Consider the following 15235-nt stretch of genomic DNA (forward strand, 5'->3'; position numbering starts at 1 on the left):
GACGCTCTCAGATTTTATCGGGGTAGAATTTGACATTAGGATCTGTATGGTGACAATGCGAACCGTGCTTACTATTAATTCAACAGCGAAAAAGACAGCAACGGCGGGCTTTTTAAGCCAGCCCAACGCTATTTCTGTTGCTACTGCATCAGTTACAACTGACCGCAGTCCTGTCTTCAAGCACGCCCTTCGATATTTCCATTCACTCATCCTTTACATGAAATAAAAGGTTTTCCATGCTCGAACACATCGATTTTAGTCAATACAAAAATATAGTCATTAAAGTTGGATCGGCACTGATTGCTCCTGACGGTCGCTCCTGCTCTTCAGAATATTGTTTGCCAATTGCACACTTTATTCGTAAGTGCCACAAAGCTGGCAAGAATGTCACCTTAGTTTCATCTGGTGCCGTGGCCGCTGGTTTTAATCTGGTCAAGCCGGATAACGACGTATTAACCCGTAAAGAAAAGCAACCACTGGCTGCGATTGGCCAATCTATGGTGGTTCGACACTGGCAACGCTTCTTTGATGATGTGGTGGCACAGGTTCTATTAACCTCCGCCGATATCAAAAACCCAGAGCGTTCTGAAAATGCTCGTAATACATTCCAGACCTTATTTGAGTTAGGTGCCATGCCGATCGTGAATGAGAATGACACGGTGGCCACAGAGGAACTGACAATTGGTGATAACGATAACTTGGTGGCTCAGGTTGCCGCATTAACAGATGCTGACCTACTTATCATCTGCAGTGACATTAACGGTGTCTATGATGACAACCCAAAGGTCAATCCAGAAGCCGAGTTAGTCACTCAGTTTAAAGGTGTTAACGACGAAACCATGGCGGTTGGCAAAGATACCAACAATCCTCGCGGTACTGGCGGTATGCAAACCAAGCTACAAGCTGCGCGCTTTGCATCCGAGAACGGTATCGACACCATTATCTGTAATGGTAAGAACGAAAGCTATATGAGGTTGTTCAGCAACCAGAACCCAGGGACATTGATCCACCGTACTTGTAAAGAAGTATCGGTAGCCTAGGAGGAATTTATGACGATGAAAGAAAACTCATTTGAAAGTAAAGAACAGCAAGAGCTGTATGAACTAACCGTGCGCGCCAAGCAGGCCGCGCAAACGCTGGGCAACTTAACCAGCAGCCAGAAGAATGATGTTTTAGCGGCGATGGCTAAAAAACTAAAAGCCAACCAGGACCAGATCCTGGAAGCCAACAAAAAAGACATTCAGTACGCCAAAGACAACGACCTGTCCGATGCGATGGTTGACCGCTTGCTACTTGATGAAGCGCGCGTTGATGGCATGGTTGACGCTTTACATAATGTCATGAGCCTGACCGACCCGGTCGGTGAAATGGGCCCAAGCACCCTGCGTCCGAATGGTATTCGTGTTGGAAAAATGCGCATTCCGCTAGGTGTCATCCTGATGATTTATGAAGCTCGTCCAAACGTCGCGGTGGAAGCTGCTGCCCTGACGCTCAAATCAGGTAACGTGGTTATCCTGCGCGGCGGTAAAGAGGCATGGCACTCTAACCAAGCGCTGATTCAGTGCTGGCATGATGCGCTGGCCGATTGTGGACACAGCAAAGAAATGGTCTGCATTGTTCCATCGCAAAGCCACGAAGCAGTTAATCACCTGCTCCAGTTCCGCGACACCATTGATCTGGTCATCCCACGTGGTGGCGAGCGTTTAATTCGCGCAGTAACCGACAACAGTAAAATTCCAGTGATTCAACACTTTAAAGGTGTGTGTCATTTGTATGTCGACAAGTTTGCAGACTTGGATAAAGCAGAAAAGCTATTGAAAGACGGCAAGGTATCGCGTCCTGGTGTCTGTAACTCACTGGAAAGCCTGGTTATCCATAAAGACATTGCTAACGAGTTTCTAAAGCGTGTCAAAAAACTAGGTAACGAATTTGGTATCCAGTTTAAAGCTGATAAAGACTCAGTTGCACAACTGGACAATGCCACTGAAGCAAGCGCAGAAGATTATCATAACGAATACCTGAGCCTTGCTATGAGCGTAAAGCAGGTTGCATCCTATGATGACGCCGTTGCTCATATTCTAGAACACAGCTCAAGCCACACTGAAGTGATTGTCACTGAAAACATTGACCGTGGTAATGAGTTTATACGTCGCATCAACTCATCAGTAGTGATGGTTAACGCATCATCGCGCTTCTCCGATGGTGGCGAATTAGGCCTTGGCGCAGAGATTGGTATCTCAACCAGTAAACTGCACGCCTACGGCCCAATGGGACTGGTACAGCTAACTACTGAAAAATATGTAGTTACCGGCCAAGGCCAAGCCAAGCACTACTAAACCAGTGCTAACAAAAGCGTTCGAGCAATAGGGTCGACTAGCCCTATGCCAAAGCCGCGGGTGTCCTCTTTCTAAGAGCCCTGCGGCTTTTTTAATTCTGCAGATAATCACTTAAAATAAAAGCCACTGCCAATAGAGGCGCTCTACCCCATTTAAATTCTAAAATATTCCTGTATATTCCTAGTTATTCCAATCAATTCATCTGGTTATTCTTAAGGCTTTTGAAAACAATAATAAGGGCAATTAACCATTCGAGGAAACAACAATGACACTAGGTGAAAAGTTACGTTCTTTACGCTCAACCAGCAGCTGGACCCAACCAGAATTCGCACGAAAACTGGGTATTGAGCAGTCTTACTTATCCAAGATGGAAAATGATAAAAGCATTCCATCAACCGAAATGTTCGACAAGTTATGCACCGCGTACGAGGTCACTCCTGATGAGATGCTCAAGGATCTAGACAGAGAGTATATTCGGCAAAACCTGATGCACATCCCTATCATTGCTAACAACAGCAATAGCAAACATAAAATCGCCAAGGGAAAACGAAAAGCAGCTGTTATTGTGTGCTCAACATTTATCTTAGTTGCTGTGCTGTTTTTCTTTATTGCTAACTTAGAGCTTCTCTCAAGTAACAAGCAGTACGAGTACCGATCTTTAGGTGTAGATTTCAAACATGAAATCAATGAGTGTTTGAAAACAAACGAAGACAGGTATTGCTATATCAAGTTTACTGGCGAGTACATGCCACAAATATACGAGAAAACCACACATAATTGGGTCTCGGACAGCATCATCACCCGCGAATATAAAGGAGAATCTTTTATGGTGAAACTTGATGAGGGTTTTCGGAGTTACTATGTTAAGTCGCTCAAGGATAAGCGAAGTACTGCCAACAATATCTTCTTAATCCTGGCGGTGTTTTTAATGACGTTAGGTGTATTGGGACTAATAGTCGAAGCCAGGTTCTATAGCATTGATAAAAATACATGAATAGAATGGCTATATGTTTATGATGTACCCAAGAGATATATCACCAATCTACGCTAAGCATAAAACCCAGACACAAAAAAACCGCTAATATTCCCATTAGCGGTTTTTGCTTCCCTCTCCAATAGAAGGGGAAAAGATTTGGTGGGTTGCACAGGGATCGAACCTGTGACCACCTGATTAAAAGTCAGATGCTCTACCAACTGAGCTAGCAACCCAAATCTCTTGTCAGGCCATGGCCTAACTCGATGGCGCGTATAATACCGTTTTGAGCTGAAAACTCAAGCCTAAATTCCGATTAAATTTCACTTAATTGAACATTTCTATCAGCTGATTATTTTAGGGGCAGTTTAAGTGGGGAGCTCAGACATCAAGTAAGCAATAATGATAGGCATAAAAAAACCGCTAATATTTCCATTAGCGGTTTTGTTCCCTCATGCTTTGAGGGAGAATTTGGTGGGTTGCACAGGGATCGAACCTGTGACCACCTGATTAAAAGTCAGATGCTCTACCGACTGAGCTAGCAACCCAAATTCTCTTACGAGAGTCACCAAAGTGCGTTTTTGGTGAGACGCGTATAATACTGTTTTTTGCAGAAAATACAACCTTTTGTTGGCTCTTTTCGGCTTTTTCTAAGCTCTGGAATCGCCCTATTCAGCCTCTTCTATCCAAGCCATCTGAATAGCTTCTAGAATACGCTCACCACAACGCTTTGGGTCATCATCAAACTCTTCTAAACCCATGACGAACTTCTGCAAATCCACGAAATTAACGGTTTTTGGGTCCACATCAGGATGCTTTTCATATAACTCAATGGCAATATCTAAACTATCGATCCATTTCATAGGAGTTCTCTCATAAAAAATAGGCCTCTCAAAAACTGGCCTCTAATGACGCTCAGAGACTTGGTTGATGGTGTATTTAGGGATTTCCACCGTCAAATCTTCATCATCAACCACTGCCTGACAGCTTAAACGTGACTCAGGCTCAAGCCCCCACGCTTTATCCAGCATATCATCTTCAAGCTCATCGCTCTCTTCCAACGAGTCGAAGCCTTCTCGGACAATGACATGACAGGTTGTACAGGCACACGACATTTCGCAGGCATGTTCGATCTCAATATCGTTGCGTAAGGCAACATCCAGAACCGTTTCACCCTCTTCGGCCTCAAATACAGCGCCTTCTGGGCATAACTCTTCATGGGGTAAGAAAATAACTTTAGGCATGTTTAACCCTTATATTTCATCAATTTCATGGCCGACCAAGGCTTTTGCGATACTCGCATCCATCCGGCGGCTGGCAAATTCTTCTGTACTCTTATCGACTACTTTAATAGCTTCTTCAATAGCTTCAATGTCACCATTGTCACTGATGTAGGCAAGTTGTTTCAATGCTTGCTCAATGGCGTGACGCTCATCTTTGGACAGTAACTTGTCACCACTTTCAGCTAAAGCAGCCTGCACAGCTTCAATCACGCGTTTGGCTTCGACCTGTTGCTCACGCAACATGCGCGCCTTCATATCGTCTTCAGCATGACTCACGGAAGACTGTAGCATCGTCGTAATTTGTTCATCATTCAGGCCATAAGAAGGCTTAACCGTAATATCAGACTTGACACCAGTTATGGTTTCTTCAGCGGTTACTTTAAGCAAGCCATCGGCATCCACCTGATAAGCCACTTTAATGCGTGCTGCACCCGCAACCATTGGCGGAATACCACGCAACTCAAAACGTGCCAACGAGCGACAGTCTTCAACCAATTCACGCTCACCCTGCACTACATGAATCGCCATAGCCGTTTGACCATCTTTATAGGTGGTAAACTCCTGAGCTCTAGCAATTGGGATTGGCGTATTTCTAGGGATGATCTTTTCTGCAAGGCCACCCATAGTTTCAACCCCGAGCGATAAAGGAATAACGTCTAACAACAACATATCCTCATCACTTTTATTACCAATTAAAACGTCTGCTTGAATCGCAGCGCCAATGGCAACTACTTTATCAGGGTCAATATCGGTCAAAGGCTTCTTGCCAAAATAATCTTCAACTTTTTGGCGGACAAGCGGAACGCGGGTTGAACCACCGACCATCACAATATCCTGCACCTCTGACGCTTTGAGTCCTGCATCTTTTAAGGTGCGGCGACAAGCGGCCAAGGTTTTATCAACAATGGGCGCGATCAATGATTCCATGAGCTTTCGATCCATTGAGCCTTTCCAGTGTTTAAAATTAATCTCAACACTATCATGATCAGTCAAAGCTTCCTTAACGTCGCGCGCTTTAATCATGGCCATCTGATAAGCACCCCGATCACCTTTATCGATATCGGCTTGCTCTACCAAGTAACCCGCTATAGCTCGATCAAAGTCATCGCCACCCAGGGCACTATCGCCGCCAGTTGACATCACTTCGAACACGCCTTTTTCAAGACGTAAAATGGAAATATCAAAAGTGCCGCCACCCAAATCATAAATGGCATGGATACCTTCACTACCAGTGTCTAAACCGTAAGCCAGAGCCGCAGCGGTTGGCTCACTGATCAAGCGCAAGACTTTAACCCCAGCAATTTGTGCAGCATCCTTAGTCGCCTGACGTTGAGCTTCATCGAAGTATGCTGGCACCGTTATTACGACACCGCCTAATTCACCTTCCAATGAATCCTCAGCACGTTTAACTAAGGTTTTTAAAATCTCGCTAGACACTTCAACCGGATTTTTAATACCGCAGTCCGTTTCAACCGCAGGCATTCCGGTACCAGATGCTGTTAATCGGTTGGCGCTAAACTCTTTAATCTTCTGAACATCTTTAAGTCCACGGCCCATTAATCGCTTAACCGAACTGATGGTATTGAGAGCATCAGAACAGACAAATAGTTTTGCCGACTTTCCAACTGAGACCGTTCCATCTTTTGCGTAGTGAACAATGGAAGGCATTATGTGATCGCCTTCCAGGTCAGGCAACGTTTTAGCCTTACCGCTACGTACAGTCGCAATCAGAGAGTTGGTCGTTCCAAGGTCAATACCTGCCGCCAATTTGTGTTGGTGCGGGTCAGTGCTTTTGCCAGGTTCTGAAATTTGTAATAACGCCATAAATATAGTTACTGGTTCAATGTATTTAGCTTATAAGCTTGTCTTCTGCTTGCTCAATATCAGACAAGGTTTTATGCAAGAATTGGAGCTTATAAATCGCTTTTTCAAGTTCTTCAGTATTCAGGGGCTGATGAGCAAATAATTCTGACATCTGCTCTTCCTGCTTTTCTTCTAACTCACTGATTTTATCAGCAAATTGATTTAATCGGGAAATGTCACCACTGGCAACAATATCTTCCAGCTCTTCCCGTAATTCTAACTGTTGCATCAAAAATTCAGGGTCATTGACCGTATGATCTTTTGCGGTATCAATACCTGTTTTCAGGCGCAACAAATACTGAGCACGTTTGACAGGATTTTTTAACACAGCAAATGCATCGTTCAGTTGCGTCGTCTTCTGCATGGAAAGCATTTGTTGCTGAGCGCCAGAGCTGGCAAATCGATCGGGGTGCACACTATTGAGGAGTGTTCTTAGCTTAGCTGAAACTTTTGGAATATCGATAGAAAAGTTCGGCTCAAGGCCGAACATTTCAAAATAGTTTTGCTGTGAATTAGCCATAACAGGAATTCTTATTGAAGAGTTAAAAGCAAGTCGCGCGACAAACAGTCTTATTACTTTGTGAAAGCTTCACAGACTATCAAACTGTGAAAGACTCACCACAACCACACTCGCCCTTAACGTTCGGGTTCACAAACTCAAAGCCCTCATTCAGACCTTCCTTTATAAACTCCAGACGAGTGCCGTCGAGATAAAGGCTACTCTTGGGATCAACAATCACCTTAACGCCTTTATCTTCGAAAACAACATCATCTTCATTCAGTTCATCAACGAACTCCAAGACATAAGCTAAGCCAGAGCAACCTGTGGTTTTAACGCCCAGACGAACGCCAAGTCCTTTGCCACGATTGGCTAAGAAACTTTTAACACGCTCTGCTGCTGCATCGGATAAGGTGATTGCCATATTAAATCCTAACCTTCTTACCTTGTTGTATTACTTGATGAATAACAAGCGACGAATAATCAATTACTGACCGTGCTTTTCTTTGTAATCTTTCACTGCAGCTTTAATTGCATCTTCAGCTAACACTGAACAGTGAATTTTTACTGGAGGCAAAGCTAACTCTTCAGCAATCTGGGTATTCTTAATGGTCTGTGCTTCATCGACTGTCTTGCCCTTAACCCACTCAGTGATTAAAGAACTCGAAGCAATCGCAGAACCACAACCGTAAGTTTTAAATTTCGCGTCTTCGATAATGCCCTGCTCATTGACTTTAATTTGCAGTTTCATGACATCGCCACACGCAGGCGCACCGACCATACCTGTACCAATGCTAATGTCAGTCTTTTCGAAAGAACCAACGTTGCGTGGGTTTTCATAATGATCAATTACTTTTTCGCTATAAGCCATAGTAGTATCTCCTACAATTGTTTAGTGGGCCTGCCACTCAACTTTAGACAAGTCCACACCCTCTTTGTACATTTCCCAAAGAGGTGATAATTCACGTAAACGGCCAATTGAGTTTTGAACTTTCTCAATGGCATGATCAACTTCTTCTTGCGTCGTAAAGCGACCGATAGTGAAACGAATTGAGCTGTGCGCCAATTCATCATCACGACCTAGCGCTCGCAATACATATGAAGGCTCCAAACTGGCTGATGTACAAGCCGAACCTGAAGAAACTGCTAAATCTTTAAGCGCCATAATCAATGACTCACCTTCAACAAAGTTAAAGCTGATATTGATAATACCGGCGACACGTTTTTCCGAATGACCGTTCAGATACACTTCTTCCATATCTTGAACACCATTCCATAAACGCTCACGCAAACTAATAATGCGTTCGTTATCGCTCGCCATATCTTCTTTTGCTATACGAGCCGCTTCGCCCATACCGACAATCTGATGAGTAGGTAAAGTACCAGAACGCATACCGCGCTCATGGCCACCACCGTGCATTTGCGCTTCTAAGCGAACACGCGGTTTACGACGTACATATAAAACACCGATACCTTTTGGGCCATACATTTTATGACCTGAAATCGACAATAAATCGACTTTAGTTTTCTCAACATCAATCGGCAACTTGCCAGCACTTTGCGCTGCATCGACGTGGAAAATAATTTTTCGTTCACGGCACATTTCACCAATGGCGTCGATATCCTGAACCACACCCGTTTCGTTATTAACATGCATCACGCTCACTAGAATAGTGTCATCACGCATAGCATTTTCGAGCGCTTTAAGGTCAAGCAAGCCGTCTTCCTGTACATCCATATAAGTGACTTCATAACCTTCACGTTCAAGTTGGCGAGTTGTGTCCAAAACCGCCTTATGTTCTGTTTTTACGGTAATGATGTGTTTGCCTTTCTTACCATAAAAATGTGCAGCACCCTTAATCGCCAAGTTGTCAGACTCAGTTGCACCTGAGGTCCAGACAATCTCACGCGGGTCTGCGTTGATTAATTCAGCTACTTGTTGGCGAGCAATGTCTACCGCCTCTTCCGCTTCCCACCCAAATTTGTGAGAACGAGAAGCCGGGTTACCAAAGATACCGTCAACACCCATGTATTGAACCATCTTCTCGGCAACACGCGGATCAACCGGCGTTGTTGCTGCGTAATCAAGATAGATGGGTAATTTCATGTTTTTCTCCGCTGTTTTGTTTGCCTATTAACTGCTAACCACTAACAGTTGATAAATCGTTAACTAAATAAAATAACGTCTTCTTCGCGAAAACGATGATTTTGACGTTCTGCAACCTTTTGCACGAACTGTCTTTGAATCACTTGTTCTAAAGTGATGCCACTTAAGAACTGATAGATCTGGTCACTTAGCTCAGTCCATAGCTGATGTGATAAACACAGGTCGCCATCTTGGCAGCCACCTTTTCCGTTACACTTAGTCGCGCTAATCGGTTCATTGACCGCAAGCACCACCTCTGCAATAGAAATCTGGCTCGATGGACGTTTGAGCTCATATCCACCACCGGGACCACGCACACTATCGACCAAGCTGGCTTTTCTCAACTTGGAAAATAACTGCTCAAGATAAGACAAAGAAATATCCTGTCTACTCGAGACTTCTGCTAATGTGATCGGGCCATTTCCGCTATGTAGCGCCAAGTCCAGCATGGCGGTCACAGCATATCGGCCTTTAGTACTTAGTTTCATAAGCTCTTCCTGTAAATTACCCACTAATGATCCCATACCTGACTAAATTAGTCAACTTTGAGAATGGCAATAAAAAGCTTGGAGTAAATGTAACCCATTGATTAAAAAGAAACTAATGCAAACATCAAAATCCATTATAATATTTAATGATTTAGATCAACAATATAACTTAATAAATTACTCGGATATTTATAGATTATTCGCTTTTATCGGACTTTTCGTCTGAAGCGCTATTTTGAGCCTCTCTGGGCTTATTGGACTGCTCATTACAATCATCCTTGGAACCCGTTACTTGGCTAGCATCTTGCTGATTGGTTTGTGGCTTACCATTTCCATCAAGGATCTTACTGCAATCCATATCAGGCAGATCGAGTTCAGTCAGGTCAAAACCTTTCGATTTCATAGCACAACAAATAGCATGAAGCTGCGCTTCCATAGCATTAGCATGAGAATACATGGTACGAATGGCCTGGGTTATAGGATCTTGCTGATCGGCACTGATACCGTAGGCTTCGAAAATTTCATCACCATCATGTTTAGCGCGGGAGCTTTCGCGTGCAGGAATACCGATTACCGTAGTATCTTCAGGAACATCTCTTATGACCACAGCGTTTGAACCGACACGCGCATTTTTATGTAAGGTAATCGGGCCCAGGACTTTTGCACCAGCGCCGATGACGACACCATCTTCTAAGGTTGGATGACGCTTACCCGCTTTCCAGCTAGTGCCGCCCAATGTCACTCCATGGTACAAAGTACAGTCATCGCCAATCTCGGCGGTTTCGCCAATCACCACCCCCATGCCATGATCTATAAAAAAGCGACGTCCAATTTTAGCTCCGGGATGAATTTCTATGCCAGTTAACCAGCGAGCCAGAGTAGATAAGGTTCGAGCTAACCATTTCCAGTTAGCCTTCCATAGTTTATGCGCCAAACGATGAAACCAAACGGCATGCAGGCCAGGATAATTGGTCAAGATTTCAAAGTTGTTCCGCGCCGCTGGATCGCGGTGGTACACACTTTTAATGTCTTCTTTCATGCGCTTAAACATACTATGAGCCTTTTACTTTACATGCCGCTTTATATACTTATCGATAGAGGATAGAAACCCTCGTAAAATATTGACCTCACCTTTATTAAGGCGAGCCTTTGCTAAAATCCTGCGTATTCTAGCAGGTAATAATTTAGGTTGCTCGGGGTTGTAGAATTCCGTTTTGTTCATAGTGGATTCTAGATGGTTATAAAGCCCATCAACTTCTTCAAAACTGGCCAACTGTTCACTCTCTTTGTCATGCTCTGACTCAGCTTGTGCATCATAACCTAGCTCAGCATCAACAGGCTGTGAATCTTTCCTAACTATTTCGGCTATCATTTTACTGGCCAATCTTATTTCATAGGCAATAAGCTGAACCGCCGAAGCAAGGTTCAGTGACATGTACTCCGGATTGGCTGGAATATTGACGTGGTAGTGACACAGCTGTAACTCTTCATTAAGCAAACCGGTGCTTTCACGACCAAACATAATGGCCACAGGACGTGCTTCAACGTGTTCTTTTATCAGCTCCCCCATTTCCCGCGGCTCAATCAGTGGCCATGGCAAGGCGCGATTACGAGAGCTAGTACCGATGATTAGTCTGCAATCGGCCAAAGCCTCCTCAACAGTGTCAACAACCTGTGCATTCTCAAGAACGTCTAAAGCGCCGGATGAACGAACCATAGCTTCTTCAGATGGGTAATCTTTAGGTTTAACCAGAACCAGGTGCTTCAAGCCCATAGTTTTCATAGCGCGAGCTGCCGCGCCGATATTACCCGGGTGGCTAGTCTGGCAAAGTACTATCTTAATGCTATCTAGTAGTTGCGGATCAAATTGTGGCTCTTGAGGCGTGGAATTACTCATAAGGTGTTGAAAAGAAGCAAAAAATTAAAGCAATATGATAACAAAGCGTAAACGATTACCCTATTTAATAATGATAAATATTTTACCTGGTATAAATATTTGGTATGATGCGCCCGTTTTTGGCCTTAGAGCCAACAGTTCTTTGACAGTGGTGGTGTATCAATATGAATGCGTACAAAACAATTGCCGTGCGTGCGGCTAATCGTGCGGGTGACTATATAGCGAAAGCGTTTAATGATCGTGATCGTATTATTTCGCAAAGCAAAGGTCTAAATGATTTTGTCAGCAACATCGACGAACAAGCAGAATATCTGATTATTGATACCATTAAAAAGAGTTATCCTGATCATGCCATCTTCGCTGAAGAAAGTGGGCACCAGGGTAACAGTGACACTGTTTGGGTTATCGACCCGCTCGATGGCACTACCAACTTCCTACGTGGCATTCCTCACTTCTCTATATCCATTGCTGTTCGCCAGAAAGGCAAAACGGTTGCTGCAGTGGTTTACGACCCAATGCAAGACGAAATGTTCAGCGCAGCTAATGGCTCGGGAGCCCAGTTAAATAACAAGCGCCTACGCGTTAGCAATGCCAAGAAACTGGAAAATGCCCTATTAGCCACTGGCTTTCCATTCCGCGAAGGTCAAGACTTGTCCAAATACCTTGAATACTTCCAAGCGCTCTACCCACATTGCATTGATATGCGTCGCGCAGGTTCAGCGGCCCTTGATTTGGCTTACGTAGCGGCTGGTCGTCTTGATGGCTTCTGGGAGTTTGGCTTGAGTGATTGGGACACCGCTGCAGGTGCTTTAATCGTTAAAGAAGCTGGCGGAATGGTCAGCGACATCAAAGGTAACCAATACACGGGCGATTCAGCGAGCATTCTGGCCGCGAACCCTGGCTTATTCAAGCATTTCCTACAAACAGTCAAAAACATCTAAAACATCGCAAAACTCAATCTTTTTCAGATATCACTAGAGAACGACGGGCCAATTATTATACAATTGGTCCGTCCTCTTACCAGATTCACACAAAAGTACAAAGGTAGTTATTGATATGAATACTCTTTTTAATGCACTTTGGGAAGATTACATCCAAATCACTCCAGACGCATTGACTATTCACAATAAATTCAAAGCGTTAGGTGAGGAAGTTATCACCAACGATCACATAGCATTAAGAACCTACAATGATGGTTTGATCAGCCTTAAGCACATAGCTGAACACTTGAAACAGTTTGGTTATCAGGAAGCAGGCGAATATCATTTTGAAGAAAAAAAGCTTTATGCGAAGCATTTTGCTCATGAAAGCGAATCCGACGCACCAAAAATCTTTGTCAGCGAACTATTGCTGGAAGAATTTTCTCCTGAACTGCAAATGTTCTGTCGCGGTCTAATCGCCGAAGCTAATTGGAATATCAACAAGAACGGCTTACAACTTCCAAGCCGACCTTGGGGTAAAATTTCTCGTACAGCTTACGAAAAGTTATTAGAAGAAAGTGAATACGCCGCATGGCTGGCAGCTTTTGGTCTGCGTGCAAACCACTTTACCGTTTCAGTAAATCATTTATCCAAACTGGGTACGCTTGAAGACGTCAATGAGTATCTTAAACAGAATGACTTTGAGCTCAACACTAGTGGCGGCGAGATCAAAGGCAATGAAGACGTCTGCTTAAAGCAAAGCTCAACTATGGCCAATATGGTTGAGTGGAAATTTGAAGACGGCACCTACCCTATCCGATCATGCTTCTATGAATTCGCAGAACGCTTTGCGATGAACAATGGCGAGCTATATCAGGGGTTTGTTGCTGCAAGTGCCGACAAAATTTTTGAGTCAACCAATGCAGCAGCTTAATTTAAGACTGTTCTGACTGACATAAAAAAACCGCCAAATGGCGGTTTTTTTATTGCTTGGAATAGTATTACTAAAGCGATTCTATTAGCTCTGGAACCACTTTGAACAAATCAGCTACTAATCCATAATCTGCGACCTGGAATATTGGAGCTTCTTCATCTTTATTGATGGCAACAATCACTTTGGAGTCTTTCATGCCAGCCAGGTGTTGAATGGCTCCTGAAATACCGATAGCGATATACAATTCCGGGGCAACGATTTTACCGGTTTGACCAACCTGGTAATCGTTTGGAACAAATCCTGCATCAACGGCTGCACGTGAAGCGCCAACAGCTGCGCCTAGCTTGTCTGCTAATTGCTCGAGCATGGCGAAGTTTTCACCACTGCCCATACCGCGACCACCTGAAACAATCACTTTGGCAGAAGTCAGTTCAGGACGCTCAGATTCTGTCAGCTCTTCGCCGACGTAGTCTACTAAAGCACTATGCTGCGTTGCGTCTACAGTTTCTACTGAAGCTGAACCGCCTTCATGAGACAAGGCATCAAATGCTGTGGCACGTACAGTAATCACTTTCTTGCTATCGTTACTTTTTACCGTAGCAATCGCATTACCTGCGTAGACTGGGCGTTTGAAAGTATCATCACTTTCAACAGAAATGATGTCAGAAATTTGTTGAACGTCTAGCAGCGCTGCAACTCGAGGAGCAATGTTTTTACCGAACGTGGTTGCTGGCGCAAGAATATGACTGAAACTCTCTGCTTGCTCAACCACAAGCTTGTCCAAATCTTCGGCCATCAAATGCGCGTAATGCTCAGCATCTGCTAATAAAACTTTATCAACACCTTCCGCTTTAGCGGCTTCATCGGCGACTGATTTACAATCATGACCGGCAACTAAAACTACGGTTTCGCCAGCTAATTGTTTTGCTGCTGCAATGGTATTAAAAGTTGCAGGCTGAAGTTCGCTGTTATTGTGTTCTGCAATGATTAAAGTGGCCATTAGATCACCTTCGCTTCATTCTTAAGTTTGTCCACCAACTCAGCAACCGTTTCGACTTTGATGCCTTCTTTACGTGCCGGAGGGTTTTCAACAGTTAATGTTTCAGTGCGAGGAGCAACGTCAACACCCAAATCAGCAATCGCCAGCTCATCAAGCGGCTTGCGCTTTGCTTTCATGATATTAGGTAGTGATGCGAAACGAGGCTCGTTCAAACGCAAATCGGTTGTGATAATGGCTGGCAATTTAACGGATAAAGTTTGTAGACCACCATCAATCTCACGAGTCACCTGAGCTTTACCATCAGCAACTTCAACTTTTGAGGCAAAGGTACCTTGCCCCCAACCTAATAAAGCACCAAGCATTTGACCAGTTTGGTTGTTATCTCCATCAATCGATTGCTTACCAAGAAGCACCATTTCTGGCTGTTCTTTTTCGACAACGGTTTTAAGAACCTTAGCAACAGCCAAAGGCTCTATGTCATCTTCTGATTTAACCAGAATGGCACGATCAGCACCCAGAGCCAACGCTGTACGCAAGCTTTCCTGACACTGTTGATTACCAATCGAGACTACTATCACTTCGCTGGCAACGCCCTGCTCTTTCAGGCGCACCGCTTCTTCAACAGCAATCTCACAGAATGGATTCATGGACATTTTAACATTGGCCATTTCCACGCCAGTATTGTCCGCCTTAACGCGAACCTTAACATTCGCATCAATAACACGTTTTATTGCAACGAGAATTTTCATGAAAACCCTATCTATGTATAATTTCGCCAGATATAGACGACTGCGGCGTCTATCTTTAGTAAAATAGGCGGCAATGGTGACGTTTTAAGGCCTTAAGGTCAATAGTAAACGGTCAATTTGCGCCAAATTTGAACAGATTTTAACCGT

The 15235-nt window shown here is 44.0% G+C and carries 17 protein-coding genes and 2 tRNA genes; 5 read left to right on the forward strand and 14 right to left on the reverse strand.

Going from position 1 to position 15235, the window contains the following annotated elements:
- Positions 1–236: 236 nt before the first annotated feature.
- The 3 genes from proB (at position 237) to KKOR_RS07505 (ending at position 3330) form a co-directional block, all read left to right on the forward strand.
- Positions 237–1040, forward strand: coding sequence for a glutamate 5-kinase (proB, locus tag KKOR_RS07495; RefSeq protein ID WP_012801423.1), 804 nt, complete (start codon positions 237–239; stop codon positions 1038–1040).
- Positions 1041–1049: 9 nt separating this feature from the next.
- Positions 1050–2336, forward strand: a complete 1287-nt coding sequence (locus KKOR_RS07500; protein ID WP_012801424.1) for a glutamate-5-semialdehyde dehydrogenase — start codon at positions 1050–1052, stop codon at positions 2334–2336.
- Between the two features lie 265 nt (positions 2337–2601).
- On the forward strand, positions 2602–3330 hold the full coding sequence (locus tag KKOR_RS07505; protein ID WP_012801425.1) for a helix-turn-helix domain-containing protein: 729 nt from the start codon (positions 2602–2604) through the stop codon (positions 3328–3330).
- Between the two features lie 139 nt (positions 3331–3469).
- Here KKOR_RS07505 and KKOR_RS07510 read toward each other — a convergent pair.
- The 12 genes from KKOR_RS07510 to KKOR_RS07565 all read right to left on the reverse strand — a co-directional run bounded on the left by KKOR_RS07510 (position 3470) and on the right by KKOR_RS07565 (position 11485).
- Positions 3470–3545, reverse strand: a tRNA-Lys gene (locus KKOR_RS07510).
- Positions 3546–3781: 236 nt separating this feature from the next.
- A tRNA-Lys gene (locus KKOR_RS07515) sits at positions 3782–3857 on the reverse strand.
- Positions 3858–3977: 120 nt separating this feature from the next.
- Positions 3978–4172, reverse strand: coding sequence for a Fe-S cluster assembly protein IscX (gene iscX / locus KKOR_RS07520; protein ID WP_012801426.1), 195 nt, complete (start codon positions 4170–4172; stop codon positions 3978–3980).
- Between the two features lie 42 nt (positions 4173–4214).
- Positions 4215–4553 carry an ISC system 2Fe-2S type ferredoxin gene (gene fdx, locus KKOR_RS13575; protein WP_012801427.1) on the reverse strand — a complete coding sequence of 113 codons (339 nt, stop codon included), beginning with the start codon at positions 4551–4553 and terminating at the stop codon, positions 4215–4217.
- Positions 4554–4562: 9 nt separating this feature from the next.
- Positions 4563–6416, reverse strand: a complete 1854-nt coding sequence (gene hscA, locus KKOR_RS07530) for a Fe-S protein assembly chaperone HscA (protein WP_012801428.1) — start codon at positions 6414–6416, stop codon at positions 4563–4565.
- Positions 6417–6441: 25 nt separating this feature from the next.
- Positions 6442–6975: a Fe-S protein assembly co-chaperone HscB gene (gene hscB / locus KKOR_RS07535; protein WP_012801429.1), complete on the reverse strand. Its 534-nt coding sequence runs from the start codon at positions 6973–6975 to the stop codon at positions 6442–6444.
- Positions 6976–7054: 79 nt separating this feature from the next.
- On the reverse strand, positions 7055–7378 hold the full coding sequence (gene iscA / locus KKOR_RS07540) for an iron-sulfur cluster assembly protein IscA (RefSeq protein WP_012801430.1): 324 nt from the start codon (positions 7376–7378) through the stop codon (positions 7055–7057).
- Positions 7379–7441: 63 nt separating this feature from the next.
- Positions 7442–7825, reverse strand: coding sequence for a Fe-S cluster assembly scaffold IscU (iscU, locus tag KKOR_RS07545; RefSeq protein WP_012801431.1), 384 nt, complete (start codon positions 7823–7825; stop codon positions 7442–7444).
- A 21-nt stretch (positions 7826–7846) separates the two neighbouring features.
- The gene (locus KKOR_RS07550; RefSeq protein WP_012801432.1) at positions 7847–9061 is read right to left on the reverse strand and encodes an IscS subfamily cysteine desulfurase; all 1215 of its coding nucleotides are present in this window, start codon (positions 9059–9061) and stop codon (positions 7847–7849) included.
- Positions 9062–9120: 59 nt separating this feature from the next.
- Positions 9121–9588 carry an Rrf2 family transcriptional regulator gene (locus KKOR_RS07555; RefSeq protein WP_012801433.1) on the reverse strand — a complete coding sequence of 156 codons (468 nt, stop codon included), beginning with the start codon at positions 9586–9588 and terminating at the stop codon, positions 9121–9123.
- A 196-nt stretch (positions 9589–9784) separates the two neighbouring features.
- Positions 9785–10639, reverse strand: a complete 855-nt coding sequence (gene cysE / locus KKOR_RS07560) for a serine O-acetyltransferase (RefSeq protein WP_012801434.1) — start codon at positions 10637–10639, stop codon at positions 9785–9787.
- Between the two features lie 12 nt (positions 10640–10651).
- Positions 10652–11485: an RNA methyltransferase gene (locus KKOR_RS07565; protein WP_012801435.1), complete on the reverse strand. Its 834-nt coding sequence runs from the start codon at positions 11483–11485 to the stop codon at positions 10652–10654.
- A gap of 164 nt (positions 11486–11649) precedes the next feature.
- Here KKOR_RS07565 and KKOR_RS07570 point away from each other — a divergent pair, with 164 nt between their 5' ends.
- Together KKOR_RS07570 and KKOR_RS07575 are read left to right on the forward strand one after the other, a co-directional pair.
- Positions 11650–12426, forward strand: coding sequence for an inositol monophosphatase family protein (locus KKOR_RS07570; protein WP_012801436.1), 777 nt, complete (start codon positions 11650–11652; stop codon positions 12424–12426).
- Positions 12427–12541: 115 nt separating this feature from the next.
- The gene (locus KKOR_RS07575) at positions 12542–13339 is read left to right on the forward strand and encodes a DUF1338 domain-containing protein (RefSeq protein ID WP_012801437.1); all 798 of its coding nucleotides are present in this window, start codon (positions 12542–12544) and stop codon (positions 13337–13339) included.
- A gap of 70 nt (positions 13340–13409) precedes the next feature.
- On the opposite strand, the gene KKOR_RS07580 is transcribed toward KKOR_RS07575, so the two are convergent.
- Both KKOR_RS07580 and KKOR_RS07585 read right to left on the reverse strand, forming a co-directional pair.
- Entirely contained in the window at positions 13410–14339 is a 930-nt protein-coding gene (locus tag KKOR_RS07580) for an electron transfer flavoprotein subunit alpha/FixB family protein (protein WP_012801438.1), read from the reverse strand.
- Complete coding sequence (locus KKOR_RS07585; RefSeq protein WP_012801439.1) at positions 14339–15088, reverse strand: electron transfer flavoprotein subunit beta/FixA family protein; 750 nt, start codon at positions 15086–15088, stop codon at positions 14339–14341. Before KKOR_RS07585 ends, KKOR_RS07580 begins: the two co-directional genes overlap by 1 nt.
- Positions 15089–15235: the final 147 nt, after the last annotated feature.

This window comes from Kangiella koreensis DSM 16069 (assembly GCF_000024085.1).
Taxonomy (GTDB): Bacteria; Pseudomonadota; Gammaproteobacteria; order Enterobacterales; family Kangiellaceae; genus Kangiella; species Kangiella koreensis.

Coding starts and splice junctions, on each gene's coding strand:
- KKOR_RS07580 (WP_012801438.1), bottom strand. CDS start 14,339: ATGGCCACTTTAATCATTGCAGAACACAATAACAGCGAACTTCAGCCT.
- KKOR_RS07570 (WP_012801436.1), top strand. CDS start 11,650: ATGAATGCGTACAAAACAATTGCCGTGCGTGCGGCTAATCGTGCGGGT.
- KKOR_RS07555 (WP_012801433.1), bottom strand. CDS start 9,588: ATGAAACTAAGTACTAAAGGCCGATATGCTGTGACCGCCATGCTGGAC.
- KKOR_RS07585 (WP_012801439.1), bottom strand. CDS start 15,088: ATGAAAATTCTCGTTGCAATAAAACGTGTTATTGATGCGAATGTTAAG.
- KKOR_RS07500 (WP_012801424.1), top strand. CDS start 1,050: ATGACGATGAAAGAAAACTCATTTGAAAGTAAAGAACAGCAAGAGCTG.
- KKOR_RS07575 (WP_012801437.1), top strand. CDS start 12,542: ATGAATACTCTTTTTAATGCACTTTGGGAAGATTACATCCAAATCACT.
- KKOR_RS07550 (WP_012801432.1), bottom strand. CDS start 9,061: ATGAAATTACCCATCTATCTTGATTACGCAGCAACAACGCCGGTTGAT.
- KKOR_RS07505 (WP_012801425.1), top strand. CDS start 2,602: ATGACACTAGGTGAAAAGTTACGTTCTTTACGCTCAACCAGCAGCTGG.
- proB (WP_012801423.1), top strand. CDS start 237: ATGCTCGAACACATCGATTTTAGTCAATACAAAAATATAGTCATTAAA.
- cysE (WP_012801434.1), bottom strand. CDS start 10,639: ATGTTTAAGCGCATGAAAGAAGACATTAAAAGTGTGTACCACCGCGAT.
- hscB (WP_012801429.1), bottom strand. CDS start 6,975: ATGGCTAATTCACAGCAAAACTATTTTGAAATGTTCGGCCTTGAGCCG.
- fdx (WP_012801427.1), bottom strand. CDS start 4,553: ATGCCTAAAGTTATTTTCTTACCCCATGAAGAGTTATGCCCAGAAGGC.
- hscA (WP_012801428.1), bottom strand. CDS start 6,416: ATGGCGTTATTACAAATTTCAGAACCTGGCAAAAGCACTGACCCGCAC.
- iscX (WP_012801426.1), bottom strand. CDS start 4,172: ATGAAATGGATCGATAGTTTAGATATTGCCATTGAGTTATATGAAAAG.
- iscU (WP_012801431.1), bottom strand. CDS start 7,825: ATGGCTTATAGCGAAAAAGTAATTGATCATTATGAAAACCCACGCAAC.
- KKOR_RS07565 (WP_012801435.1), bottom strand. CDS start 11,485: ATGAGTAATTCCACGCCTCAAGAGCCACAATTTGATCCGCAACTACTA.
- iscA (WP_012801430.1), bottom strand. CDS start 7,378: ATGGCAATCACCTTATCCGATGCAGCAGCAGAGCGTGTTAAAAGTTTC.